The sequence below is a fragment of the Rhodococcus sp. KB6 genome (assembly GCF_001445685.1).
Classification (GTDB): domain Bacteria; phylum Actinomycetota; class Actinomycetes; order Mycobacteriales; family Mycobacteriaceae; genus Rhodococcus_F; species Rhodococcus_F qingshengii.
This window is the reverse complement of the sequence record NZ_LNAK01000151.1, coordinates 77,495-103,529: the sequence shown is the minus strand read 5'-3', so window position 1 is coordinate 103,529 and position 26,035 is coordinate 77,495. Positions and strand designations below refer to the sequence as shown.

The window sequence follows — 26,035 nt, the reverse complement described above, 5'->3', positions numbered from 1 at the left end:
TCGCCCCAGAGTTGACCGAATCACTCTTCGCTACACATGCGCGAGCAAACTGCCCGTGCGCTGATCAGTTCGATAACCCGATCCGCACAGCGCAGCGGATCCGGTGTCCGGCCGATACCGAGGGTGTCGACTATCGAAATCGTCCTTCGCACATCAGCCTCCTCGACACCCCACGACCAACCGAAGTCGTGATTCCAGAGCAGAACTGCGTTCTTCCCCGGATGGTGCCTGGCATGAACGGGAAGGACGATCACCGCATCCATGCTCGGCCCCTGCGGCCATCGGACGGTCTCACCGTGAACGGACCGTGCTACCGCGTCGACGTATTCGTGTGCGGACCAGTCGTTGCCGTTGGTATGCATGGAAGTACATTCGGTGCCACACACGTTTCGGATGGGTTCTTGGCATCACCGATCGAGTATTGCGCTTTCAGGAAATGAACGGCAACACAACGGATTCGAATTGGCGATGACCGTCGCGGTGGACACTGTGGCCGGTACGGAAAGAGACCAATTCACAGCGTGCGACGGTGGCTGCAACAGCGTCGAGGCGAACAGGATCCACCATCCCGCCCAGACCTCCACGCAGGAACAACATGTCAGCCTCGATGAGCGGCAACCGATCCCACCACTGCGGATCCGGTCGGCGGAACTGCTCGAGCGCGGACCGCGTCATCGAGCGATCGAACGTCAACGCGGCTCGCGGATGCCGCACCAAACTTGTTGTGGCGTGCCACAGTTCTGGGACATTCGGCAATTTCCTCGCGAACACCTGTTCCGGGTCACCCGCACGTAGTGGTAACGGCGCTTCCTCGATGACCAACTTCCGCACCGCAGTGGGACGTTTCTGCGCGATCAACGACGCCGCGTGCCCGCCGAGCGAGTGGCCGACCAGGTCCACCTGCTCGAGTTCGAGATGATCACACACGTCCATGACGTCGTCCGCGAACTCCTCGAACAGATACGACGACGCACGAGCGCTCCGGCCGTGGCCGCGAAGGTCGACCGAGACAACTCGCCGGTTGCGTGATCGCAAGGTCCGCGCGAACTTGTCCCAGGTACCGCTGTCGCCGCCCATCCCGTGCACGAGGACTACCGGAGGCAGATCGGCCACACTGGGATGCGAGCCGGAATCGCGGTAGCTGATCTGGACCCCGCCGGCACTTCGTACGTTAGCGACACTCACGAGTTCCCAGGATAGACCCGTCCTCGCGGATTGCTGACGCGGTCAGCCGAGGCTGCAACTCCCCTGGTCGCGTGACCTCGTCGTAGCGACCGAGTCCGATCCTCGCGATGTTTCGCAGCGACTCGCTTGCATCGGCGAAGTAGCCGCAATGCCCTCGAACGGCTCCGGTACCGAAAACAATGGCTCCGTGCTGCGCCCGAACTGGAGACGGGCCGTGGCCGATGCGGCCGATCTTGACGCGTGGGAAATAGCGGATCCAGTCCGACGGACCAAGCGCAGCCCAGAGATTTCCGGCAAAGCACAGGTCTTCGCGCGAACTGGTCCCCATCCCCGGACTACCCAGCACCACGCAATCGTCCACTCGCGCCGACTGGAGAGCGAGTCCGCACACCACGGCCCCGTAGCTGTGTCCGACGAGCGTCACATGCGCCGATCGCGGCAGGATACGAGTCAACCGCGCCAGATCTATCGCACCAAGTTCTGCAAGTGTCCGGGAGAACGACTCGAGAAATCCCCACGGCGTCCGATAACCGACCCACACGATCACCGCGACGCGGTCGTTCGGCCCGAGCGTTCGGAGCATCCTTCCCAGTGTCCATCCGCTCGCGCGTGGTCCTGTCGGACGGTTCTCGTCGAAGTAGTTTCCCAGTCCGTTGTCGTTGCCCGGCACGAAGATCATGATGTGCTCGGCTGTGGCGACATCGCCGAACACCTCCACGATCCGGCCTTCGCCGGTCTCGTCGTACGCCAGAAGTTGTGCGTCGCGTAGCTCCATCGACTCGTAGTGAAGTCGATCGGTTCCGGAAACGTCAGCTCGACCCGCCGTTTTCATGACACTCCTCGCGAAGAGTTGCAACGACGAGAATCATTGCAACAGTGAGTTTTTGAATGTCATCAACGCTAGGCACCCGATGGCGTCAGTGCGATGGCGCCAGCGCCCCTACTGTTCGTACAGTCGACTCGACCATGTCCGGTACAGCTGGCTGTACCTACGAGCTCATTCGTACACGCCCTCCACCGACCATCCACCGCCTTCACAGATCATCAGCAACGCCCGCGATTCCTCCAACAGCACCTGAGCCCGCGCGGCCGTGCGCGCCGAGGCTGCGTCCCACCATCGCTCGTCCACCGGCCAGGGCCCGGCCCATCCCTGCACTGCCCATTCCTTGCTCCCCCACTTCAGCCTTCCCGGCTGCGAGCTGAAGACACCGCGCTCAGTGACGTACACGGCGTTGCCGGCCACATCCTCCAGCCATACCTTGGGATTGTCGACGAAGATCGACCCCGGAGACGGCTGCGGCAGACGACCAGGCCACGGGGCTGTCGGATCATGAGCAGCTACCCGCTCGTCACCCAAGGGCAACAGGGTAATTCGCTCCGAGGGCCCTCGACCACCGCTCAGGACACCGACCTGAACCGATTCGCCGCCCAGAAGACCTTGCACGCGCACCAATGCTCGCCTGGCCCGCTCCTCCTCGTCGCCGACACCGCCCCACAGCCCCAACTGCAAAGCGCCGGCACTGACCACCTCCACCGGTTCCAGACGCAACACCGCTATGCCTGCGGTCGGCCGGGTCTCACTGCGCCCGGTGAGCCAGCCGTCCAGTTGCCATCGCACTCGATCGGCCGTTCCCTCCGGTGTCAGAGGTTCGGCGCAACGCCAAGTCCGAGAAAGATTTTCACCGTTGCCCGTGCTGGCCGAAATCGACAGGCGGGTACACGCCACTGCGGCAGCCGACAATTTGTCGTGCAGGAGACTCGCCAAGGCGCGCCCGGCAAACGCTGCGGCATCCACCCGCTCGATCGACGGATCGTAATGCTGCTCCACTTCCAGATCCGGCGGAAGCGTCCGCGCCGACGGTGGCCGCTCGGGTTCACCGCGCGCCGCACGATGCGCGAGCACCGCATCGGCCCCGAAACGCGAAGCGACGTCCACTGCCGGTAAATCCGCGAAAGCACCGATGGTTCTGATCCCGAGCCTGCGCAGCAGATCCACCAACTCCCCGCGATGCGGCGCAGACAGACTGGGCTCGGCCGCCAACTCCGGCATGGGTAGCGGCGCCAGAAACCGTGCCCCCTCCCCCGGCGGCACCAGCGCTGCCCGGCGCGCGGCAATGACCGCTGTGGACAGTTGATCCGCCACACCCACCTGACTCTCGACGCCCGCAGCAGATGCCTGATCCACCAATCGTTCCGCCGCGGCTTCCTCCGAACCGAAGTACCGACTGACACCTCGCGCACTGAGCACCAACAAACCAGGACGAAGTACCTCGACGCCCGGTGCCACCGCATCAATGGCCGCGGCGACCGGCTCGAACAATCTGGCGTCGCGTTCCGGATCTGCCATCGCCACATACAGTTCCGGGCAGCGGGCCTGCGACTCGCGTCGGCGCAGGCCTCGTCGCACTCCCTCCGCGCGGGCCGTCGCCGAACATGCGATCACCCGATTACCCGAGGTGACCGCGACAGGATGCGTGGCAGGAAGATCGGCAAGCGCTGCCGCTGCCACCGCCGGCCAGTCCGGGCACCACAACGCCAGAACTCTGCTCACAGTGACACCACCCGCGACGACACCACCCGCGACGACACCACCCGCTCCGACACCACCTGTTCCGACACGGCCTCGACCGGCCGGGAAGGTACCCACTCGACCCGCCCGGCTGCACTACAGATGTCCAGATGCGTGGTCCGGGGCTGGAACGAGCGCCCCCGAGCACGAACCGCGAGGCTCAGGGAACTGAGCCGACCACGCCCCAACTCACGGCCCTGACCGAACCCACCGTAACCATGAACCCGAGCGTCCAACCGAACTTCGGCCCCGTCCCAGTGACCTTCGGTGACAACAAGAGTCGAGCCCTTGCTCCGGGCGCGCGCCACCACCGCTCGCGCACGCGACGGGGATACCGACGCACCCGCCAATCCCAGAATCACCAGATCCATACCGTCAAGCAGCACAGCAGCGATCTCGACCGGATCCGGCCCAGGCGCCGGAATGAGCGCCAGACGTTCCAGTTGCGCACCCATCTCGTACGCCGCCAGCAATCCCAGTCGAGGTTGCCCGATGACTGCCACATGCCCCCCGGACGCCGTCACGGACGCGACCAATCCCAAGAGCAAGGAAGCAGCGCCCTCGACGGACACCACGGTTCCGCGCACCAAACCGCCCTGCGGTAGCAATGCCCCGATACCTTCCGGCACTGGGAGAACACCAGCCTTGTGCGCGCGGTCCACGACCGGTATGTCCCGGTCGGCAACACTCTCGAAGGCTGCTGCACTTGTCCCGGAAACACCAGCCACGGAAACACTCGGTCCCGAAAACGACGTATCGCCGCGAGAGGGAATGGACGCGATCTGTCGGCGGAGCTGTGCCAGCCGATCCTGACGGGACAACCCCGCCGCATCTGCCGACAGCTCCACCAACTCGGTCACCTCGGTCATCCCCATCCTCCGGAACACCGGAAAAACTCACTCGGCAGCAATCCATAACCAGCCGGCAAACCGCGGGGAAGTCGGGTCTGACATGCATCCAACGAACAGCAATTTCGAACATATTTTCGAACTGTTTTCAGTAAACCGTGTCACCCCCGACACGTCAAGCAGAGCAAAAAACCCAGTTCACAGGAGCCTCGAGCGTCACAGTGGCATCAATCCATTAACCTTGAGATGTGACAGCTCAGGAGCAGACCGGGAGGGGCATCGGGCCCGAATACCTGCTGGCGGGGCGGTACCGACTCCGCTCCAAGATCGGCGACGGAGGCATGGGCGCCGTCTGGCTGGCCCGCGACACCCTCCTCAGCCGTGACGTCGCGGTGAAACAGGTCACAAGCACGGAAGGCCTCGACACCGAAACGGCCGAAGAGGTCCGTGAACGTACATTGCGCGAAGGCAGGAACGCCGCAAAGCTCACCCACCCCCACTCCATCGCCATGTACGACGTCGCGATCGAGTCCGGTGAACCGTGGTTGGTCATGGAGTACTTCCCCGCCCGCAGCCTCGCCCAGGCGATGAACCTGGCCGACACGTTGCCACCGCTGGAGGTCGCGCAGATCGGCGCGCAGATCGCTGCGGCGCTCACCGAGGCGCACGCCGCCGGCATCGTCCACCGCGACATCAAGCCCGGCAACATCCTGATCGCCGACCGAGGCAAGTCTCTCGGCACCGTCAAGATCAGTGACTTCGGCATCGCCCGCGCAAAGAGCGACGTATCCGACACCCAGGACGAGGTCATCACCGGCACTCCCGCGTACTTTGCACCCGAAGTTGCCCGCGGCGACGATCCCACCGAGGCCAGTGACGTCTTCTCACTCGGGTCGACGCTCTACACGGTGATCGAGGGTCAACCGCCCTTCGGCATCGACTCGGACGCCATCGCTCTACTGCATCGTGTCGCCAAGGCCGAGATCTACCGACCCACCAAGTCCGGACCGCTCACCGACGTTCTCCTTCAGCTCCTCGAGCCGGACCCCACCCGTCGGCCGACGATGGCTCAGGCACGCGACGCGCTCGCTGCAGCCGCGACGGGCGGTGGCACGATCGAGCAGTTGATCGACGCTCCCGTCTACTCGTCCGAAGGCGCCGTGCCGGCGTGGGCTCACCGCACCACACAACTCGCCGACCCACACCGCCGCAATCGCCTGACCGGCTCCACTATCACCGGACTGCCTGCAGTGCAACAGAACACGCCACTGCGGAACGTCCCCAGCCCCATGGACATGTTCTCCTGGCCGCCGCGGATACCGACCGGCCCCACCGATGCCAGCACCCGCGACAAGGTAGTGGCCTGGGCTCCCCTCGCCATGACAGGCATGGTTGCCGTCATCATCTTGGCCGCACTGATCGTCGTCATCCTGGTATTCACGGCCTGACCGGACGCTCTACGCGGGCAGAATGTTTGCGTTGAGGTGAAACACGTTGTCCGGGTCGTACTTCGCCTTGACGGCGGACAATCGCGCGTACTTCGCCGCACCGTAGGACGCTCGCACTCGGTCCTCGTCGACATCGGTCATGAAGTTGACGTACCCGCCTTGATTGGACGAGAACGGACGCAAGGCTTCCCAGGTCTCACGCACCCACGATCGATCCAATTCCAGTGTCCCGGCATCGGTGGCCGTAGCCGTCATGTTGCACACGTAATGTGGTGTGCGAGAACCACCGAACGCAGTGTCATCCTCGCCGACGGAGGTGAAAGCTCCCTGCAGCGGAAAGATCGGCATGAAGGACATCGGCGACGATTTCTTGCCCGCTTGCTCGGTCAGAACATCGATCACGTCGTCGGAGAAATCCACCAGGTCCAAGGCCTTCTCATAGGCGTATGCACCCCATGGTTCCGATTCGTCGAGCATCGACTGTAAACCGATGTACGGGAGCGGGGTGACGAACTCGAACAGCGTCGGCACGCCCTCTCGAATCGGCGCAATCGCGTTCGAGTGTTCCTCTTCCGATCCGAAACCGGCTACCAGCAACGCGTATCCGGGCAGCAGGTGAAACTGATCCGGAACAAACGGTGCCGGAGGCGCGGACAAACCGACGGCAACCATCGCTCCGGCATTTCTCGGCAGGGCAGGCACCACTTCGCGGCACAGACGAAGCGCTGCGGGTCCGTCCTCCATCCCCCAGAAGAACAGTCCCAGATGCACTTCCGGACCGATCTCGCTCAGACGGTACTCGAACTCGGTGACCACTCCGAAGTTTCCGCCGCCGCCGCGCAGCGCCCAGAACAAGTCGCTGTGATCGTTCTCGGAGGCCCGCACGATCGAACCGTCGGCGAGCACCACCTCTGCCGACACCAGATTGTCGATCGCCAGGCCGAGCGTGCGCGTCAACCACCCCATGCCGCCGCCGAGGGTCAGGCCACCGACGCCGGTATCACTGATCACTCCACCGGTCACTGCCAATCCGTGTTCCTGCGTCGCGGCGTCGAGGTCGGCAATCGTCGCACCACCACCGACCCTGGCTCGCTTCGCGGACGGGGCGACACTGACTACGTTGATCGCACTGAGATCGATCATCACACCGCCTTCACACACCGATGTACCTCGGTAGGAATGCCCACCGCCTCTGACCGAAACCTCCAACGAATGGGCTCTGGCAAATGCAAGTGCCACAGACACATCCGACGCCGACCGGCACCTGGCGATCACCGCCGGACGATGATCGATCTGCCCGTTCCAGATCGACCTGGCGTCGTCGTACTCCGGATCTCGGGGGCTGAACACAGAACCCGTGATCGCCGATTTCAGTGGCGCGAACTCGACCGTCGTCATCATGCACCGCCCTCGTCGGGTGTCGCGGTGAGAAGCAGGTACTCCCACTCCATCACGAACGGCTCGCTTCCTCTGCCGTACTTCTTTGCCAACTCGAGCAGATCGCGATCGAGCGCCTGCGTGCGGTCAGGATCGTCGGCGATGTTCCGGTACACCGCGATGGTCGGGCCGTAATTCTTCTTGAAGAAATCGCGGAAATCTTCCGGCCCGCTGAATGTGTCCACACGAAGTACGTCTTTCCTTGCGGCAACATCGCCGAGCAGATCACGAACATGGTTCTCGTCGCCCCACAAAGGCGCCGGCTGCGAACCAGGAGGCGGGGGCGGTGCATACGGCTTCATCGTTTTGAACATCTCGCCGATGAACCCCGTCGGAGTCCAACTCAGCACTCCGATCTTTCCGCCGGGTCGGCATACTCGCAAAAGTTCGTCCGCGGCGCGCTGATGATGCGGGGCAAACATCACACCGACGCAAGAGAGCACTACGTCGAACTCGTTGTCGCCGAACGGAAGAGCCTCGGCATCGGCCTCCTGCCAATCGAGTTCGACACCCGCGAGCGCCGCGGCCTCCCGTCCTGCCACGAACAGTTCGGGAGCCAGGTCGGTGGCGATCACCTGCGCACCCAGCGCAGCCGCCGGAATGGCGGCGTTGCCGGACCCCGCCGCGACGTCGAGCACCCGATCTCCTTTCTGCACGCCGCATTCACGCACCAATACAGGTCCGAGTTCCGCGATGACCTGCGTCGCCACCGCCGGATAGTTACCGAGCCCCCACATTGCCCGGTGCTTGGCCTTCAGCTCCCGGTCCAACCCGAGAGTCCCCGTTGATTCACTCATTACCGTTCTCCTTCAATAATTTTCGTACTCGGAGCCCGACAGCGTTCATGCCGTTACTCCGACGCTACGACGACGGTTCGCTCCTCTCCAGTACGAAATCTGTACCGGAGCACCCCGGAGGCCTACGATCGAGAGATGGGGTCCTCGTACCACCAGTTCTGCCCCGTCGCCAAGGCGATGGAGCTACTCGACGAGCGGTGGACACTGCTTCTCCTCCGCGAACTGATCATGGGAAGCGAACATTTCAACGATCTCCGCCGCGGGCTCCCGCGAATGTCACCGACTCTGCTCTCGACCCGGCTTCACCAACTCGCGGTCGCCGGCATCGTGGAGCGAGAAGAAACCGACTGTGTCGTCAGCTATCGTCTGACCGACGCCGGCCGTGAACTGCGCCCTGTGGTCGAAGCTCTCGGCATCTGGGGTACCAGGTGGATCGGTGAACTGGGCGACGAAGATCTGGATCCGAAACTGCTGCTGTGGGACATGCATCGCCGCGTGGATCATTCCGTGGTGCCTGAAGGCAAGACCGTGGTGCACTTCGCATTCTCCGGAGTACGTGGACATTCGCGGAACTGGTGGCTCGTCATCAATTCCGGGGAAGTGGACATGTGCGATATCGATCCGGGTTTCGACGTTGCAGTGTCGGTCTCTGCGGGCTTGCGACAGATGACCGAGATCTGGCGAGGTAACCTGACCTGGTCGGACGCCATACGGTCCGGTGACGTCACCATCTCTGGGCCTACTGCGTTGCGTCGTAGCTTGCCTTCGTGGTTCGAGCTGTCGACTTTCGCGTCGATCCCGCGCCCCGCGTAGCGCGCGCTCACCAGCCCCGTTCCGTCCTGTTACAGAGCTGTTGCAGACCGTGACACCGTCGACGAACGGTGACCACCTGCCGGTGACACTGACCGAGAAGTCTCTGTTGTATGCCCAGCCACCGCGGAATCATCCGCTTCGTCGCACTCGGTGCAGTCGTGCTCGGTGCGGTCGCGCTCAGCTCCTGCTCGTACACAGAAGAAGCACAGCCGAAGAGCGGTAACTACCTTGCCACTCAGCCTGATTCAGGACCCTCAGGCGGCGAGATCGAGGACGGCATCAGCTTGCAGGACACTCATGTGCCCGCGCTTGCCCGTCTCGATTCCGCACTGCTCGCGGCGCTCCAGTCGGCAGCGGCCGACGCACAGGCATCCGGCGTGGACATGCACGTCACGTCGGGTTGGCGGTCCGCGGCATACCAACAGCGACTGTTCGACGAAGCCGTCGTCAAGTACGGCAGCGTGGACGAAGCGTCCAAGTGGGTGCACTCGCCGAGCCTGTCCAAGCATGTCAGTGGACAGGCCGTCGACATCGGACCGACCGACGCCGACGACTGGCTCATTCAGCACGGCAGCGATTACGGCCTCTGCCAGACCTACGCCAACGAGATGTGGCATTTCGAATTGGCAACCACTCCAGGCGGGGAATGCCCGCCACAACTGAGCAACCCCTCGGACGAGAGAGCGGAAGGCTGATCATGACACGAGTCAAACCAGCGAGACTGATTGCCGCACTGGCACTCTTGATCCTCGGAGTCGTCGAATTCGAATTGGCGGTCAACACCACCGGTGGTCAGATCGTCGACCAACAACTCATGGTGGGCGCGGCCACCTCCGAACGCCTCAGCGTGTTCTCCGCCGAGTTCATCGGCCTCGTCACCCCGATACTGATAGTGGGAGGAGTGCTCGTGGCGCTCATGATCACATTGCGCAACAACCCGATTGCGCTAGCTTTACGCGTCGTCGTCGTGACCCTCGGTCCCATCACGACGGCCTGGGTTCTCAAACAATCGCTGGATCGACCGGACCTGAACGGTCTGGTGATGCACAATTCCTTCCCCAGCGGCACTTTGACGGCCATAGCTGCTCTGGTCTGCGCGATCGTGATCGTCACGCCCTCGAGGTGGCGGGCGGTCGTTGCGGTCAACGGTGCGCTGATCACCATCGGAACCGCGATCTCGGTAGTCGTGCTGCAATGGCACCGCCCGAGCGACGTGATCGGTGCACTACTGCTCGTCGGCTGCTACACCCTCGCTGTGTCGGCATTTCCGTTGAACACCAGCGTCGCCCGGCATGCGGTGCTGGCAGACTCAGGCAACGAGCGACTCTCGCGAGTGTGACCCCTGTACCCTTGGCTGACCGAGATTTCTCCGACCGCAGAAGGCCCCTGATCATGGCGAGTCCAAGGTGAGCTCATGGTGAGCATTCTTTTCATAGAAGACGATCCAGCCGTGGCCGAGGCAATCACGTTGGGACTGAACCGACTCGGGCACGACGTCAGCCATCGCCCCGACGGTAACGGTGATTTCGACGACGCCCTGGGTGCCACGGACCTCGTCCTACTCGACCTCGGGCTGCCGGGTGCCGACGGTTACGAGATCTGCCGACGTATCCGCACCCGAAGTTCGATCCCGATCATCATTCTGACCGCTCGGTCCGACGACATCGACACCGTCGCCGGCCTGGAAGCCGGTGCCGACGACTACGTCGTCAAACCGGCCAGTCCGCGCGTCCTCGACGCTCGTATCAAAGCCGTCGTGCGGCGCTCGGCACCGGCAACGACGCGCCCGGATGCGACGCCGGGTGCAGAGACGTTCGGCGACCTGGAATTGGATCGGTCGTCGCTGCAGGTCCGCAAGGCCGGGATGCTGCTGACCCTCACCCCGACCGAACTCCGACTGATCCTGGCGCTGACCGAGAACCCCGGACAGGTCCTGAGCCGCCGACAGTTGTTGTCCGCAGCCTGGGACCAGGAGTATCTGGGTGATTCCAGAATCGTCGATGCAGCAGTGCAGCGGCTGCGCGGAAAGATCGAGGACGACCCGGCCGCACCGACCGTCATCGAAACGGTGCGCGGGTTCGGGTATCGCTTCAACACCAGCCCAGCCCGATGAGACCGACCTGGCTTCAGGTCGACGGTCTGCGAACCAGGCTCGTGCTCGTGTTCATCGCAATCGTCGTGATCATCGCCGGGGCAACCGCGGGTGTCGTCTCGTTCATGGCACGGTCGTGGATCTATTCCAACGCTCAGGATGTCGCGACCGCACAATTTCGCGACGAACTGCAATACGTCAACGGAACACCGGTAGACGAGTTGACGCCTGCCAACCTCCAACAGATCTTCCAGTCCGACATGACGCTGATCGTCGACGGCGAAGTCATCCGTCAAGGATCCGTGGATGCGGCGACCATTCCGCCCAGCTTCGACGAAGGTTTGGACAGTCCGAAGCTGATCCGTTTCGAGAGGCTCGACTCCCAGCGCATCATGTTGGGAATGTCCGTCAATGTCGTGGACATGAGCGCGGACGACAGCTACGACAACGAGACATTGGTCAAAGCCGTCACCATCCGGCCGCTGGTAGGAGTGCAGGACAAGTTCGACGACCTGCTTCGAGCTGTCGGCCTCACCCTCGCCGCCGGTGTGTTGGTGAGCGGACTACTCGGGCTGTGGATCGCGTCGACGCTTGTCCGTCCGCTCAAACGCCTGGACAAGGCGGCCGCCCGCGCTGCCGACGGCGACCTCAGCGTCCGACTCCCCGAAGACGGAGTAGCCGAACTCGCCCAGGTCACAACAACGTTCAACAACATGGTCGCTCGCAACGAAGCGGTCATCCGAGGTCTGGAAGAATCGGAAGAGCAGTCGAGAAGGTTTGTCGCCGACGTCTCCCACGAGCTCCGGACGCCGCTCGCAGCACTGGTGCCGGTCAGTGAGATCCTCCGTGAAGAGATCCCCAATCTTCCGCCCGACGCCGCCGCTGCCGCGCGCATCGTGAGCAGTGAGATCGGCAAGCTCACTCGACTTGTCGAAGACCTCATCGAAATGTCTCGCCACGACTCTCAGCAAGCGCACCTCGTCCTCGACGACGTCGACCTCGTCGAATTGACCGAGCGCACACTCGAGAGCCGCGGATGGACAGACACCGTCGAACTGCGCGCACCCGAAAGTGCCAGCGCCAGAGTCGATTCGCGTCGGATCGACATTGTCGTCGCCAACCTCGTCGGCAATGCACTGCGCCACGGAGCGCCCCCGGTTCGCGTCGAGTTGAGCGTCGAATCCGGTTTCTCCGTCATCACCGTCGTCGACCACGGCCCCGGCATCTCACCCGAAGACCGGCAGGCGATCTTTCGGCGGTTCTACAAGGTCGACACCGCGCGCGGACGCAGCGAGGGCAGCGGACTCGGACTCTCGCTCGCCGTCGAGAACGTGCACCTGCACGGCGGCACCATCGGCGTCGACCAGGTGGACGGGCGCACGGTCTTCACGGTTCGCCTGCCCCGTCGCTGACCCCTTCCCGAGCGAACGTACCTTTCGGCGCACCCAAGGCGATCGTCGTACCGTTCGCTCGAAAAGGGATGGGCACTTCGCAACCCGACACCGTCCACGTTCGACCAAATAGTGGGATTTTGGTTTCAACATGTGAAACCACGCGAGTAGCGTCGGCATCGTCGAACAGCGTAGAGATCGGAGGGCACCATGACGCAGGCGTCGCGGCTGGAAAAGACGGCCGTCTCCCCGAAGGCGTGGACGATGCTCGGAATCGGCGTCGCAGCCCAGGCCGCAGGCACCGTCTTCGTCAGCACCCCCGCCTTCTTGATCCCGCTGCTGCATTCCGAGCACGGCCTCTCGTTGACGCAGGCCGGAACTCTGGCCGCTGCACCCACTTTCGGCATGGTTCTCACGCTGGTGGCGTGGGGAGCGATGGCTGACAGATTCGGCGAGAAATGGGTCATCTCCATCGGGCTCGGCCTGACGGCGATCGCCGCGCTGGCCGCGACCACCACCGACAACTACACCCTCCTCGGGATCGCATTTCTGCTGGGCGGAATGGCTGCGGCGAGCACCAATGCTGCCAGTGGACGTGTTGTGGTCGGCTGGTTTCCCAAGGATCGGCGCGGCCTCGCGATGGGAATCCGGCAGATGTCACAGCCCCTGGGCGTGACCATCGCGTCGCTGACCATCCCGACTCTCGCTGCGAACGTAGGAATCGGTTCGGCCGTCGGACTGTCGGTAGCTCTCAACGGCGTTCTCGCCCTGATCTGCGCCGTCGCATTGATCAATCCCCCGCGGCCGGCGGCGCGGCCCACAGACATCCCGGTCGAAACGGTAAATCCTTATCGCTCGAACTGGTTCCTGTGGCGCATTCACGTCGTCTCTGCACTGCTGGTGTTTCCGCAGTTCACCCTCTCGACATTCGGTCTGGTCTGGCTGATCAGCGAGCAAGGATGGGACGCTGCGCCCGCTGGGCTCCTGATCGGGATCTCCCAGTTCGTGGGTGCACTCGGACGCATCGTTGTCGGCATCTGGAGTGATCGCGCCGGAAGCAGAGTAGGCCCGCTGCGGTTGGTTGCCGTCTCCGCGTCTGCGGTCATGTTGGCAATGGCGGCAGCCGGCGCAGCGCCTTGGGGCGTTCCCGCCTTGATCCTGCTGCTGGCAACCACTATCAGCGTCGCCGACAACGGTTTGGCATTCACTTCCGTGGCCGAAGCTGCCGGGCCGAAATGGCAAGGAAAAGCATTGGGCGCACAGAACACCGGGCAGTTCATTGCCGCGTCAGCAGTGGGCCCGGTGGTCGGTGCGCTGATCGGCGCGGTCGGCTACCCGCTCGCCTTCGCGATAGTCGCGGCATTTCCCGCCGCAGCAATTCCCTTGGTGCCCAGCCGCGATCGCGACATCAGCGTCTAGTCCCTCATCGGATTCGGTTGCACTGCAGGTCCCGTCAGATCACAATGCGGCTTGCAGGCAACCGAATCCGCTTCCTGAACAGGCTCTACTGTCGGAGTTCGGATCAGCGTCGCGGCGATCGCTGCACCGACCAACAGCAGTGCCACACAGATGTACATCGCGTACCGGAACCCGTCGGAGAAACTCGTCGGATCGACCAGACTTTCGGCGTCGATACCCACGAGGGCAGGCAAGGCCGCGACGGCAAGAAGTTGGCTCGTGCGAGCAACGGCATTGTTCACACCGGATGCGATTCCGGACTGCTCCACCGGTACCGAACCAAGCACCGCGGCGGTCAACGGCGCGACCATCACCGCCAGGCCGAGCCCGAACACCAGAACTCCCGGCAGCACGACGGTCAGGTACGACGCATCCGGGCCGATCCGCGTCATCAACACCAACCCCACCGCGGCAACGGCGGGCCCGACCGTCATCGGCAACCGCGGTCCGTGCGTCTGCGCGTAACTGCCCGCGCGCGAAGACAACAGCAGCAATGCCAAGGTGATCGGTACCGTTGCGACGCCGGCAGCCACCGGCGAGTACCCGGCAACCAATTGCAGTTGCAGCACGAGCAGGAAGAACACACCGCCCAGCGCCGCATAGACCGCAAGGGTCACCAGATTGGCCGCGACGAACATCCGCGAGCGGAACAGGGACGGCGGCACAAGGGCACTCGGTGAGCGTCGTTCCACCACAACGAACAGGCAGAGCGCAATCACTCCGATCAGCCCGACTATCGGGTTGACCTCGATCAGCCCGTACGTCAGTGCGCCGAGACCGACTACTGCGCAGGCAGATCCGACCACGTCCAGGTGCTCGGGCGGATGCGGGTCGCGGCTCTCCGGTACATGGCGCACCGCTGCCCACACCACGACGATCGCCAGCGGGATATTGAGCAGGAATACCGATCGCCATCCCGCCACTTCCACCAGCCAACCACCGAAAAGCGGTCCGATGGCGCCGGCAACACCACCTAAACCCGACCACAATCCGATTGCCGCGCCGCGGTCCTCCTCACGAAGTGACGCGGAGATGATGGCAAGGCTGCCAGGTGTCAAGAGCGCAGCTCCCACTCCCTGCAGGATTCGTGCAATCACCAGAAACGTGATGTCCGGTGCAATTCCGCAGAGCAACGACGCGACCGCGAACCAGACCGTCCCCCACACGAATACCCGTCGCCGACCCCAACGATCACCGAGGGCTCCCCCGAGCAGAATCAGCGACGCCAAGGCCAAGGTGTAACCGCTGAGCGTCCACTGCAGTCCGGCGACACCGGAACCCAGTTCTTCACCGATGTGAGGAAGAGCAATGTTGACGACGGTGCCGTCGAGGAGAGCCATGCTCGAGCCGAGAACGGTGGCGGCGACAACCCAACGCCCACGCTTCGACGCGAGCGCCAGTGGTTCCGTCATCGGTCCATGGTGCGCCTTCGCACGCAATCGCGAAAGAGCGCGCGGGAATTCAGTCGATCTGGCGGCGATGTGCCCAACGCGTCAACGCATTGCGATTGGACTGCTGAGTCTTTCGCAGGACGTTCGATGCGTGAGTCTCGACCGTCTTCACGGAAATCACCAGGTCCTCGGCGATTTCACGGTAGGTGTACCCACGTGCCAGCAATCTGAGCACTTCGAGTTCTCGCGGAGTCAGCGAGTCGAGTTCCGGATCGAGTTGCGGCTCGGGTGCATTGGAACGCCCAGTGAAGGAGTCCAGTACGAAGCCTGCCAGGCGAGGCCCGAACACTGCGTCACCACCGGCAACGCGTCGTACACCCTCGGCCAGCTCGGATCCCGAGATCGTCTTGGTCACGTACCCGCGCGCACCGCCTCGGATCACCGCGATCACGTCCTCGGCCGCATCGGAAACGCTGAGCGCCAAGCACACCGGGCCGGAATCGATTCCGCGCAGAACTGCCACTCCACCACCGTCAGGCATGTGGACATCGAGCAGAACGACATGCGGTTTCGTCGAGTTGATACCCGCGATCGCCTCAGCGACGCCACCGGCTTCACCGACTACGTCCATGTCTGCCTCGCGCGAGAGTTCCGCCCTCACCCCGGAGCGGAACACTGCATGATCGTCGACAAGAAATACGCGGTACGGGGGCGGCGCAAGCGAAGTCACTGGGGCTGTTCCTCGGGGTTGTCGACACGGTCAGCAGTCTGGTCCCACTTTAGAGCAGAGTCACCGAGCGGCATGTGCACGCGGATCTCGGTGCCCTTTCCGATGTCGGATCGAACCACGACGCGGCCACCCCGTCGCTCGATGCGACCACGAATCGACTTGGCCAAGCCCTGACGGTCCTCCGGCACCGCATTGATGTCGAATCCAACTCCGCGATCACGAACGAACACACTAACCTGGTCGCCCTCGACCTCGGCGAAAAGATTGATTTCCTTCTCCCCCGAGTGCTTTGCCGAGTTCACGAGAGCTTCACGCGTCGCACCGAGGAGCGCGGTGAACGCTTCCTTGGGCAGACCGTTCTCGACGCCTTCGCCTTCGAGTTGTACGTCGCCGACCGTGACGGGGCGGACCGTGACGCCATGCTGGTCCTCCACTTCACCGGCGATGATCTTCAGACCTTCGGTCAGGCTCGTGTGGTCGATATCCCCGCCGCTGAACAACCACTTGCGCAGCTCGCGTTCCTGACCACGGGCCAGGCGCGCCACCTCTTGCGGATTGTCGGACTGCTTCTGAATCAGCGCCAACGTCTGAAGTACGGAGTCGTGCAGATGCGAGGCGATCTCTTCACGTTCGTCGTTGCGAATACGAGCCGCACGCTCGGCGCCGAGAGCCCGCCACATCCGCAGCCACAGCGGCACCGTCAACAATCCGACACCGATCAGCGTCACCACCACGGCCAGCAGGGACGAGCGCAGTGCTTCGAGGTCGACCTGAGCGAGGACGACGACGCCGAGACCCAAGATGATCAAGGTCGCTCCCCCGACCACCCGCGCCCACGTGAGAACGGTAGGCCGCTGCGGCAAGCCGATGACGGTCCGGGGACCGTCGGAGTCGAACTCGCGCCACACCAAAGCAGCACCGATCGCGACGACGAAGAACGGTGCGAGCACCGAACCCGCCGTGCCGCTGAACAGCCAGGACAACGCGGCTGCGCCGCCCAATCCGAGTGCGATCAAGCCGTACGCCCGCTGCCGCTCGGCCGCGGACGGCTTCTGGGTGTCCGTGCCGGCTGAGGTGAAGATCCAGAGGGCGCCGTAAATCACGATGCCGGATCCGGCCATCGCCGCCAGAATCGCGAAGGCGACTCGAACCTTCAGGACGTCGATCCCGAGATGATCGGCGATACCGCCTGCAACACCGGCGACGATGCGACCGCCGGAGCGCCGCTCCAGCTTTCGCAATGGAACACCGCCCGGAATGGGCACACCCTTCTTCATGGGTACGGCATGCACCGGTACCCCGTTGACGGGCGGGCCTCCCGTGAACCCGGGAGCGGGACCGCTCACGAACGGCGGATCTGACAGATATTGCACATAGTCGATACTGGCACGAACCACTCGGACTCACATCAGGGTCCAACCCTGAATCAGGGCGGCGCCCCTGGCCCCGATCGTCACAAAGATCAGGGTTGGCCCTGATGCGCGGAGGCCGCCCCGGAAGCCAGGATTGATTCATGAACAATCCGACTTTCCAAGAACAGATCCAGGATCTGTGGCGGACCCGCCCCGTGCGTCTGCCGGCACAAGGTCACGTGGCCGGGGTATGCGCCGGAATCGGATACCGGTACGGCATCGACCCCATTCTGGTACGTGTCGCGTTTGTGGCCTCCACTATTTTCGGCGGCTCAGGCATCCTTCTCTACCTCGCCGGGTGGTTGGTGCTCGCCCGCGCCGGTGACGGATCGTCCCCCGCACAGTCGTTGATGGGCCGCGGACACAGCTCCGATTCCAGTACCAAGACCATCGTCTTGTTGGTGGCTCTCGCCATCGCGGCTACGACCGTCGGGCCTGTCGGCGTCGGCCTGGGTGGTTCCGGTCTGATCGGGCTGATTCTGATGGTCGGAGGCCTGTGGCTGCTCTACCAACGAGCGCCGGTCCCGCCTGCACTGCCACAGAGCACGTCACCGTACGTCGGCGCGGGTACCGCGTATCCAGGCACGGGATTCACGCCCGGGCCGTTCACTCCCGGATACTTCGCACCCAATCAGCCGCCCGTGTACACGCCGTACACAAAACTCCCCGACAGCTACGTGCCCGAGGAACGGCCGGCCGAACAGTCACCGCAATCTCAGGCCGATCATCCGACGATCAACCTGTCGAAGGACCCGAGCGCTTCAGCCGCCGCCAATCCGACCGAGGTGATCGGCGAGGCCGCCATCACACCGCCCTCCTGGGATCCGCTCGGTGTCGCTCCGTTCGCCTGGGATCTCCCGGACCCGGCAGTCAAAGCCACGCCGCTGCTGCCTTTGCCACCACGTAAGCGTCGCTCGCGATGGACGCTGACAGTGCTCGGACTCGCGATCATCGTCGCCGCCGTCACCGGGGCAGCGGGCGCGGCAACCGGCAACGAGTGGTTCACTCCCGGCCGAGTCGGTGCTGTCGGACTCGCCGTCATCGCGCTCGGCCTGATCCTCGGGGCATTCTTCCGCAAGGGGTACGGCCTGCTGGTCGTCACCGGACCGCTCGTGGGTTTCGTGCTTCTCGCCTCGTTGGTCTACCCGATCGATTTCGACGCCTCGGGTGAGCAAAGATGGACTCCGGCAACCGCTTCCGAGTTGGAGCCGTCGTACTCGGGAGCCTTCGGAAGCTTCACTCTCGACCTCAACGGGGTCAAGTTCACCGAGGACAAGACCATCGACGTCGCGGCGTCGTTCGGTGAGTTCGTCGTCATGGTGCCACCAACCGTCAACGTCAAGAACAGCTGCACCGTCGTCATGGGTGACGGATCAGGTTGCCTCGACGGCGGAATACACCCGGGCCGTGATGTGACACCGGATTCGCCCACACTGACCATCAACGCCAAAGCAACGTTCGGCAGTCTGAAGGTGACGCAATCATGAGCGAATACGACGAGACCACAGAGCACGACGAGACCCGAGAATCCAAGCGCCCCTCGGCACTTCTGCTGATCGCCGGACTGGCCGCACTACTGGTCAGCGTGTGGGCGTTGGTCGGGCCGTTCTCCCTGGCGCCGGCAGCGAACATTCAATTCCGTTGGCTGTTCGTCGGTGCCGCCGTCGTGGCAGGACTACTGCTGGTGATTCTGCCGAATCGGCGCAACCGGAAGTAAAACTGCTGTGCGCCTTTATTAACCGCGGGGGGTTAATAAAGGCGCACAGTTGTTTTTACTCCCACTCGATAGTTCCCGGCGGCTTGCTCGTCACGTCGAGGACTACGCGGTTCACGTCCGCAACCTCGTTGGTGATTCGAGTCGAGATGCGCTCGAGGGTCTCGTACGGCAGACGCGTCCAGTCCGCGGTCATCGCGTCTTCACTCGAGACCGGACGCAGCACGATCGGATGACCGTACGTCCGGCCGTCACCCTGCACGCCCACGCTTCGGACGTCGGCAAGGAGAACGACCGGGCACTGCCAGATGGTTCCGTCCAATCCTGCAGACGTAAGCTCTTCGCGCGCAATGGAATCTGCCTGACGCAAGATCTCGAGGCGATCGCGGGTGACCTCACCGATGATGCGGATACCGAGTCCGGGACCGGGGAACGGCTGGCGTCCGACGATCTCTTCGGGCAGGCCGAGTTCGCGGCCCACTGCACGGACCTCGTCCTTGAACAGCAGACGCAACGGTTCGACCAACTTGAACTGCAGGTCTTCCGGCAGCCCGCCGACATTGTGGTGGCTCTTGATGTTTGCAGTTCCCGTGCCGCCGCCCGACTCCACGACGTCCGGGTAGAGCGTGCCCTGGACGAGGAAGTCGACGGTCGCACCATGAGATGCGTTCTCGCCCAGAACATCACTGACTGCGCCTTCGAAGCTGCGGATGAACTCGCGGCCGATGATCTTGCGCTTGGTCTCGGGATCGGTGACGCCTGCCAGCTCACCGATGAAGGTGTCCGCGGCATCCACGGTGATCAGACGAGCGCCGGTTGCCGCGACAAAATCCTGCTCGACCTGCGTGCGCTCACCGGCTCGCATCAAACCGTGATCGACGAAGACGCATGTCAACCGGTCGCCGATTGCGCGCTGAACCAAAGCCGCAGCGACAGCGGAGTCGACGCCACCGGACAGACCGCAGATGGCGTGTCCGTCTCCGACCTGCTCGCGAACCTGCTCGATCAGCGCATCGGCGATGTTCGACGCCGTCCACGCTGCCGGAATACCGGCAATCTCGTGCAGGAAGCGGCTCAGGACCTGCTGACCGTGCGGGGAATGCAGAACCTCAGGGTGGTACTGCACACCGGCGAGCTTGCGGGCGCGGTCCTCGAACGCCGCGACGGGAGCACCGTCGCTGGTCGCGGTCACCTCGAAGCCGGAAGGCGCTTCGGTGACGGCGTCACCGTGGCTCATCCATACCGGCTGCGTCGAGGGAAGACCGTCGTGGAGCAATCCGCCGGATACCGCGATGTCGGTACGGCCGTATTCGCGGGTACCGGTCTCGGCGACGGTGCCGCCCAGGGCGCCTGCCATTGCCTGGAATCCGTAGCAGATTCCGAAAACCGGGATGTCGTGATCGAACAGTGCGGGATCAAGCTTGGGAGCACCGTCTGCGTAGACACTCGAGGGCCCACCCGAGAGCACAACAGCCAAGGGGTTCTTGGCCACGATCTCCTCGACGGTCGTGGTGTGCGGAATCACCTCCGAGTAGACCTTGGCTTCGCGAACTCGCCGTGCGATCAACTGCGCGTACTGCGCCCCGAAGTCGACGACAAGAACTGGTCTCTGCTGCTCGATATCTGCCACAGGTGCAGTCTAATCGCCGCAGCCAGCGCTTCTGCGCATGCATGGACTCAGCCCGCTACTCGGCCGAGCGAGCGCGAGATACGTCACTACAAAGGCCTCCCCTCAGAACTGCGCGGCGACCTCGCGCGGATCTAGACCACCGTCCAGGTCAACGGCGCCCCAATCACCCGCACCTTAGCTTCGGCAATCAATTCGGCAGCATCACCGCAGGCCAGAGCCCGAAATGGACGAAGGGTGAATTTTCTGGACGTTTGACCGATTCGCCTGAACCAAACGTCCAGTAAAGGTAATCTCGCCCGTCAAGTGATCAGGATCACGATCGCAAACGGCCGGCGCCGCCGAACGGCGCTCACCTCGAGGAGGACCTGTGCGTCGATTCATACGACGACTCGCCATACCTGTCGCAGCTGTGACGGCTGCCGCCGGACTTCTAGTCCTCGGCACGCCGGCCACTGCTGACGAAGCCCCGCCGACCACTTTCACCGGCACGACCGACAACCTGATCTTCACGAAGAGTGTCATCGGGAACGCGGCAGTTCACCCAGGCGACACCGTCACGTACAAGACCGAGATCAAGCACAACGAAAGCGGCATCGAACGGTCGATCGCAAAGATCCGTGACATCCCGCCCGCAGGATTCGTCCTCGTGCCGGGCAGCGCCAAGGCCACCTACCTGGGTGTGACCAACCGGGCCACGATCACCAACGAATCAGACGGCGGAGTCTCCGCAAAGTGCTCGAGCGGCTGCACCTTCCTGGTCGGTGGATTCGTCGTCAAGAAGAACCAACCCGTCACACTGGAAGCGACCTACACGGTCCCCGTCGGCACAGCATTCGGGACGTACGACAGCGGCATGCTCTTCGACGTCAACGCCTTCAGCACACAGCAGGGCCTCAACCCGATCAACGTCAACGTCCAGGTAGTCGACCCGTCTGTCGCCACCGGAACCACACTGGTTGCACCGGCAACGGCGAAGGTCGGCACGCCGGTCGACCTGACCGCGACAGTTGCGCCGTCCGACGCGAGCGGCACCGTCCAGTTCAAGGACGGCGGCAACGACATCGGCTCACCGGTCCCGGTTTCGGGCGGTAGCGCCACCCTCTCCCACACTTTCGACAGCGTCGGCGCCCACGACATCACCGCCGCGTACAACGCCGGTCCGGGATTCCACAGCTCGACCTCCGGAGTCCAGACCGTCGACGTCTCCGCGGACACCACCACCACGATCTCGGCCCCGAACGCCGCGCTGGTAGGTGACAGCATCACCGTGAGCGCTGTCGTCACACCGGCAAACGCCGTGGGCACGGTGCAGTTCAAAGACGGCGAGACCAACCTCGGCGCACCGGTGGCTGTAGTCAACGGGACGGCTTCCCTGACCCGCAGCTACGACGCTTCGGGCACCCACAGCTTCACCGCAGTGTTCACCGGCGAGGCCGGTTACGGCGATTCCGTCTCCACCGCAACCCAACTCGACGTCAGCGATCCCGACTGGGGAACCACGACCACAGTTGTCGAACCACTCACCGCTGTTGTCGGTGAACCGACCAACCTCTCGGCCACCGTCTCCCCCATCCCGAGCAGCGGAACCGTGACGTTCAAGGTCGACGGCGCCGAGGTCGGTACCGCACCGGTCGGCACGGGTGACGGCGTCGCGATCCTCCCGCACACCTTCGCATCAGCGGGCGCTGCAGCCGTGACGGCAGAGTTCTCCGGCGGAACCGGATTCATCGGCTCCACGTCCACGTCGTTCACTGTGAACGTCACCGATCCCGAACCCGCCCGCGCCGACACCACGACGTCTCTGACCGTCAGCGGCTCGGCTCAGGTCGGAAAGGCATTGCAGCTCAAGGCCACCGTCGCACCCGGAACAGCAAACGGAATGATCCAGTTCAAGTCCGGCACGACGCCCATCGGCGCACCCGTTGCCGTCGTCAACGGCGTCGCGACACTCACGCACACCTTCGACGACGAGGGAACGTTCGGCCTCACTGCCAACTTCGTCGGCGACGCCGGTTGGAAGAACTCCGTCTCCGGCCCGACGGTCGTGCAGGTCGGCACCGCACCGACCGACGGCGGCGGCGGCACCGGAAGCGTGGACACCGGTTCGCTCAGCGGCCTCATCCCGCTCTTCGGAAGCTAGTCCCCCACATCAGCTTTGGACACCACTCCCGTACCCAGCTCAGGAGAATCCATGTTCGTGTACTCCAGACGTCGCATCGCGGCGCCGATCGCCGCCACGGCACTCGCCAGTGGCGTCATCCTCGCGGGAATCCCCGCATCAGCGGCCCCCGTGACAACAACCTTCGGCACGAGTTGCCTGGCGACGCCGTCTGCTGTCGCCGGTCCGACCACGCAGTCACAGTCCGGCTCGGTCATCGTCGACGCACCGGAATCCATCGGCGCCGGTGAAACCTTCGAGGTCACCATCCAACCCGGCCCCATCGCCTTTCCCGGCTCCGCTTCGGGGGCGACCGTCCAGAACGTCTCCCGCATCAAGGTCGACGTCGACGTTCCTGCGAACGCCACCCTGGTGGAAGCCACCATCGTCCCCGGCACTTCGGCGGGGCTCAGCGGTGTAGCGCCGAACATCCTGCGCGTCAACGAGAACGGCAACGTCGATCCCAACGGAACGATTCTGCGCCTCTCCGGAAACAACCAGGTCATCGGAAACAGCCCCAGCTCGAGCATCAACTCCGAGGGCGGCATCGTCGTCAAGGCGACCGGCAAGAACGTCGATGGTTCCAACAATGCCGACGGCTACACGCAGTTCCAGCTCCCCCAGGTCAAGGCAGTTCTCAAGGCCGGCGATTCAGGGGACGTCGCGATGAAGGTACGCACCGGCGGCAGCGCGGGAGCGTGGAACAACGATCGCAACTTCCTCACGTTCCTCCCCAAGGCCACCCTGGTCATCACCGCCTGGGCACCCACGCGATGCACCCCGCGTGACGCCGAGAACGGTCCGCTCAACAGCGGCGCAGGCCCCCTCGCCACGACGCGGATCATCGAGGCGGACAAGGCAACCACCACCACAGTCGTCGGACCGGCCAACGCCAAGAACGGAACTCCCGTCACCCTGTCAGCCAACGTGAGCGGCGGCGCAAACGGTGGAACCGTCCAGTTCTTCGACGGCGACAACCCACTCGAGGACGCCGTGCCGGTAACCGGAGGGTCGGCCAGCATCTCCCCGACCTTCACCGAGGACGGACCGCACTCCATCACCGCGAGCTACAGCGGAGCCCCTGGGTTCCTGGCGTCGACGTCGGCGTCGGCCAAGATCGTGACCGTCACGACCGATGCACCGCCGGACGCCGTGACCACTACCGCCACGGTGTCGCCGTCGACCGCGAAGGTCGGACAGGACGTCAACCTGACTGCCAAGGTCGATCCGCAGGGTACCGGCGGCACCGTCGATTTCATCGTCGACGGCACCGAAACGGTCAGTGCTCCGGTCGGAACCGACGGAGTTGCCGTCGCTCCGTACACCTTCACCTCGACCGGAACGCACAAGGTTGTCGCGAAGTTCACGGGCTCACCAGGATTCGCGCCGTCCGCTGCCCCGGCATTCCCGGTCAGTGTGACGACGCCGGCTCCGGCTGACGTCGAGACGACCACGATTCTCGACGCCGTCGGAACTGTTCAGAAGAACACCCCGGTGACGCTCAAGGCAACGGTCGATCCGTCCGGCGCCACGGGCAAGGTCCAGTTCAAGGTCGGTGACACCCTCATCGGTGGACCGGTCGACGTGGTCAACGGTGTCGCAACGGTACCGGCGACGTTCTACAACTCCGGGACCTACAGTGTCACCGCCGAATTCGTGGGCGCTTCGGGCTACACGGCCTCCGCATCCGCGCCGCAGACCCTGACCGTCCCCGGCGATACGGACGGCGGGCCCGGAGGCGGGACGGGCAGCCTCGACCTCGGCACTCTGTTCGGGTCACTAGGAGGCTGACACTCTGAAACAGAGATGGGGCGTGTCGTCGAATCCTCGACGACACGCCCCATCTTCGTTCGCGGCGAACTATCCGGCTGCCGGCTCCGCCGGAACAGCGGTAGCTGTCTTGCCGCCGGTGATCTTCACGATCGGCAGGACCAGCGCGGCCGGAGCCGACGCCGGCACCACAGGCGACTTGGGTGCAATCGGAGCCAAACGCTCGTAGCCGCTGCCCTGGGCGGGACGCAGGTCGGTCTCCCCCTTGTTCGGCCACAGCGAGGCCGAGCGCTCGGCCTGAGCGGCAATGGTCAGCGACGGATTAACTCCGAGATTGGCCGAGACCGCTGCGCCGTCGACGACGCTGAGCGTCGGGTAGCCGTACACGCGGTGGTACGGATCGATGACGCCGTGATCGGAATCCGACGCGATAGCGCAACCGCCGAGGAAGTGCGCCGTCAGTGGAACGTTGAAGATCTCGCCCCACGTGCCGCCCGCGACGCCGTCGATCTTCTCGGCAACTCGACGCGTCGCCTCGTTGCCTTCCGGGATCCACGTCGGGTTCGGCTGACCGTGGCCCTGCTTGCTGGTGACCTTGCGTCGACCGAACAGGCCCTTCTTCGTGTACGTGGTGATGGAGTTGTCGAGGTTCTGCATGACCAACGCGATGATCGTGCGCTCACTCCAGTCCTTGACCGTCAACATGCGCAACATCTGGTACGGATTCTTCGCAACCACACCGAGGAACTTGATCCATCGGGGCGTCTTGCCGCCGCCGTCCGTCATCAAGGTCTGCAACAGGCCCATCGCGTTCGATCCCTTGCCGTAGCGGACCGGCTCGATGTGGGTGTCGCTGCTCGGGTGGAACGACGAGGTGATCGCCACTCCGCGGGTCAGGTCGAGTGCGGGATCGACCTTGTACTTTCCTGCGCCGACAATGGATTCGGAGTTCGTTCGAGTCAGCTCGCCGAGCTTGTCGGAGAGCTTGGGCAGCGCTCCGGTGTCCTTCATGTCGAAGAGCAGATGCTGAGTGCCCCACGTTCCGGCCGCGAGAATGACGTTCGCAGCCGTGTAGGTGCGGCGGTTCTTTCGTCCGAATGCACCGGTTCGCTCGGTGAACACGTCCCACGAACCGTCGCGAGCCTCACGAAGCCCGGACACGGTGGTCATCGGAATGATCTCGGCGCCGGCT

The 26,035-nt window shown here is 63.8% G+C and carries 23 protein-coding genes; 11 read left to right on the top strand and 12 right to left on the bottom strand.

All coding sequences use genetic code 11. The annotated features are described in order from the left end of the window. Positions 1-20: 20 nt before the first annotated feature. The 5 genes from ASU23_RS26155 to ASU23_RS26135 form a co-directional block, all read right to left on the bottom strand. The gene (locus tag ASU23_RS26155) at positions 21-362 is read right to left on the bottom strand and encodes a DUF6292 family protein (protein ID WP_007727485.1); all 342 of its coding nucleotides are present in this window, start codon (positions 360-362) and stop codon (positions 21-23) included. 67 nt (positions 363-429) lie between these two features. Further along, positions 430-1,185, bottom strand: a complete 756-nt coding sequence (locus ASU23_RS26150; protein ID WP_058039033.1) for an alpha/beta fold hydrolase — start codon at positions 1,183-1,185, stop codon at positions 430-432. Then, positions 1,172-2,017, bottom strand: a complete 846-nt coding sequence (locus ASU23_RS26145; protein WP_058039032.1) for an alpha/beta hydrolase — start codon at positions 2,015-2,017, stop codon at positions 1,172-1,174. The genes ASU23_RS26150 and ASU23_RS26145 overlap by 14 nt, the downstream gene beginning before the upstream one ends. A gap of 165 nt (positions 2,018-2,182) precedes the next feature. After that, positions 2,183-3,736, bottom strand: coding sequence for a DNA polymerase Y family protein (locus tag ASU23_RS26140; RefSeq protein WP_003940966.1), 1,554 nt, complete (start codon positions 3,734-3,736; stop codon positions 2,183-2,185). Continuing rightward, the gene (locus ASU23_RS26135; RefSeq protein WP_058039031.1) at positions 3,733-4,623 is read right to left on the bottom strand and encodes a hypothetical protein; all 891 of its coding nucleotides are present in this window, start codon (positions 4,621-4,623) and stop codon (positions 3,733-3,735) included. The genes ASU23_RS26140 and ASU23_RS26135 overlap by 4 nt, the downstream gene beginning before the upstream one ends. A 227-nt stretch (positions 4,624-4,850) precedes the next feature. On the opposite strand from ASU23_RS26135, the gene ASU23_RS26130 reads away from it, so the two are divergent. Further along, a complete protein-coding gene (locus ASU23_RS26130; RefSeq protein WP_058039030.1) occupies positions 4,851-6,050 on the top strand; it encodes a serine/threonine-protein kinase in 1,200 nt (399 codons plus the stop codon). Between the two features lie 9 nt (positions 6,051-6,059). Here the strand turns inward: ASU23_RS26130 and ASU23_RS26125 are convergent, their stop codons facing one another. Together ASU23_RS26125 and ASU23_RS26120 are read right to left on the bottom strand one after the other, a co-directional pair. Continuing rightward, positions 6,060-7,451 (bottom strand): FAD-binding oxidoreductase, encoded by a 1,392-nt coding sequence (locus ASU23_RS26125; RefSeq protein ID WP_003940869.1) that lies wholly within the window; start codon positions 7,449-7,451, stop codon positions 6,060-6,062. Beyond that, positions 7,448-8,284, bottom strand: a complete 837-nt coding sequence (locus ASU23_RS26120; RefSeq protein WP_058039029.1) for a class I SAM-dependent methyltransferase — start codon at positions 8,282-8,284, stop codon at positions 7,448-7,450. The genes ASU23_RS26125 and ASU23_RS26120 overlap by 4 nt, the downstream gene beginning before the upstream one ends. Positions 8,285-8,419: 135 nt before the next feature. On the opposite strand from ASU23_RS26120, the gene ASU23_RS26115 reads away from it, so the two are divergent. The 6 genes from ASU23_RS26115 to ASU23_RS26090 all read left to right on the top strand — a co-directional run bounded on the left by ASU23_RS26115 (position 8,420) and on the right by ASU23_RS26090 (position 13,999). Beyond that, the gene (locus ASU23_RS26115; protein WP_003940889.1) at positions 8,420-9,097 is read left to right on the top strand and encodes a helix-turn-helix domain-containing protein; all 678 of its coding nucleotides are present in this window, start codon (positions 8,420-8,422) and stop codon (positions 9,095-9,097) included. 110 nt (positions 9,098-9,207) lie between these two features. Further along, the gene (locus ASU23_RS26110; protein ID WP_003940687.1) at positions 9,208-9,792 is read left to right on the top strand and encodes a M15 family metallopeptidase; all 585 of its coding nucleotides are present in this window, start codon (positions 9,208-9,210) and stop codon (positions 9,790-9,792) included. Positions 9,793-9,794: 2 nt separating this feature from the next. Next, positions 9,795-10,436 carry a phosphatase PAP2 family protein gene (locus ASU23_RS26105; protein ID WP_047270193.1) on the top strand — a complete coding sequence of 214 codons (642 nt, stop codon included), beginning with the start codon at positions 9,795-9,797 and terminating at the stop codon, positions 10,434-10,436. A gap of 75 nt (positions 10,437-10,511) precedes the next feature. Beyond that, positions 10,512-11,210, top strand: a complete 699-nt coding sequence (locus tag ASU23_RS26100; protein ID WP_058039028.1) for a response regulator transcription factor — start codon at positions 10,512-10,514, stop codon at positions 11,208-11,210. Next, positions 11,207-12,601 (top strand): cell wall metabolism sensor histidine kinase WalK, encoded by a 1,395-nt coding sequence (locus ASU23_RS26095; RefSeq protein ID WP_058039027.1) that lies wholly within the window; start codon positions 11,207-11,209, stop codon positions 12,599-12,601. The genes ASU23_RS26100 and ASU23_RS26095 overlap by 4 nt, the downstream gene beginning before the upstream one ends. 189 nt (positions 12,602-12,790) lie before the next feature. After that, on the top strand, positions 12,791-13,999 hold the full coding sequence (locus ASU23_RS26090) for an MFS transporter (RefSeq protein WP_030535124.1): 1,209 nt from the start codon (positions 12,791-12,793) through the stop codon (positions 13,997-13,999). Here ASU23_RS26090 and ASU23_RS26085 read toward each other — a convergent pair. From ASU23_RS26085 to ASU23_RS26075, 3 genes are read right to left on the bottom strand one after another with little or no spacing between them, the layout of a single operon-like run. Beyond that, a complete protein-coding gene (locus tag ASU23_RS26085; RefSeq protein ID WP_042449833.1) occupies positions 13,996-15,450 on the bottom strand; it encodes an MFS transporter in 1,455 nt (484 codons plus the stop codon). The two genes, ASU23_RS26090 and ASU23_RS26085, sit on opposite strands and share 4 nt — an antisense overlap. A gap of 49 nt (positions 15,451-15,499) precedes the next feature. After that, complete coding sequence (locus ASU23_RS26080; protein WP_003940972.1) at positions 15,500-16,159, bottom strand: response regulator transcription factor; 660 nt, start codon at positions 16,157-16,159, stop codon at positions 15,500-15,502. Beyond that, complete coding sequence (locus ASU23_RS26075) at positions 16,156-17,436, bottom strand: ATP-binding protein (protein ID WP_058039113.1); 1,281 nt, start codon at positions 17,434-17,436, stop codon at positions 16,156-16,158. The genes ASU23_RS26080 and ASU23_RS26075 overlap by 4 nt, the downstream gene beginning before the upstream one ends. Positions 17,437-17,672: 236 nt before the next feature. Between ASU23_RS26075 and ASU23_RS26070 the strand changes: the two genes are divergently transcribed. Continuing rightward, positions 17,673-19,058, top strand: coding sequence for a PspC domain-containing protein (locus tag ASU23_RS26070; protein ID WP_007727507.1), 1,386 nt, complete (start codon positions 17,673-17,675; stop codon positions 19,056-19,058). Continuing rightward, positions 19,055-19,288, top strand: a complete 234-nt coding sequence (locus ASU23_RS26065; protein ID WP_003940832.1) for a hypothetical protein — start codon at positions 19,055-19,057, stop codon at positions 19,286-19,288. The genes ASU23_RS26070 and ASU23_RS26065 overlap by 4 nt, the downstream gene beginning before the upstream one ends. A 55-nt stretch (positions 19,289-19,343) precedes the next feature. On the opposite strand, the gene guaA is transcribed toward ASU23_RS26065, so the two are convergent. Beyond that, positions 19,344-20,915, bottom strand: coding sequence for a glutamine-hydrolyzing GMP synthase (guaA, locus tag ASU23_RS26060; RefSeq protein ID WP_007727510.1), 1,572 nt, complete (start codon positions 20,913-20,915; stop codon positions 19,344-19,346). A 367-nt stretch (positions 20,916-21,282) separates the two neighbouring features. Here guaA and ASU23_RS26055 point away from each other — a divergent pair, with 367 nt between their 5' ends. After that, positions 21,283-23,055 (top strand): Ig-like domain-containing protein, encoded by a 1,773-nt coding sequence (locus tag ASU23_RS26055; RefSeq protein WP_058039026.1) that lies wholly within the window; start codon positions 21,283-21,285, stop codon positions 23,053-23,055. 51 nt (positions 23,056-23,106) lie between these two features. Then, positions 23,107-24,864 (top strand): Ig-like domain-containing protein, encoded by a 1,758-nt coding sequence (locus tag ASU23_RS26050; RefSeq protein ID WP_058039025.1) that lies wholly within the window; start codon positions 23,107-23,109, stop codon positions 24,862-24,864. Positions 24,865-24,933: 69 nt separating this feature from the next. Here the strand turns inward: ASU23_RS26050 and ASU23_RS26045 are convergent. Then, a partial coding sequence (locus ASU23_RS26045) for a GMC family oxidoreductase (protein ID WP_172827100.1) occupies positions 24,934-26,035 on the bottom strand: 1,102 nt, incomplete at its 5' end.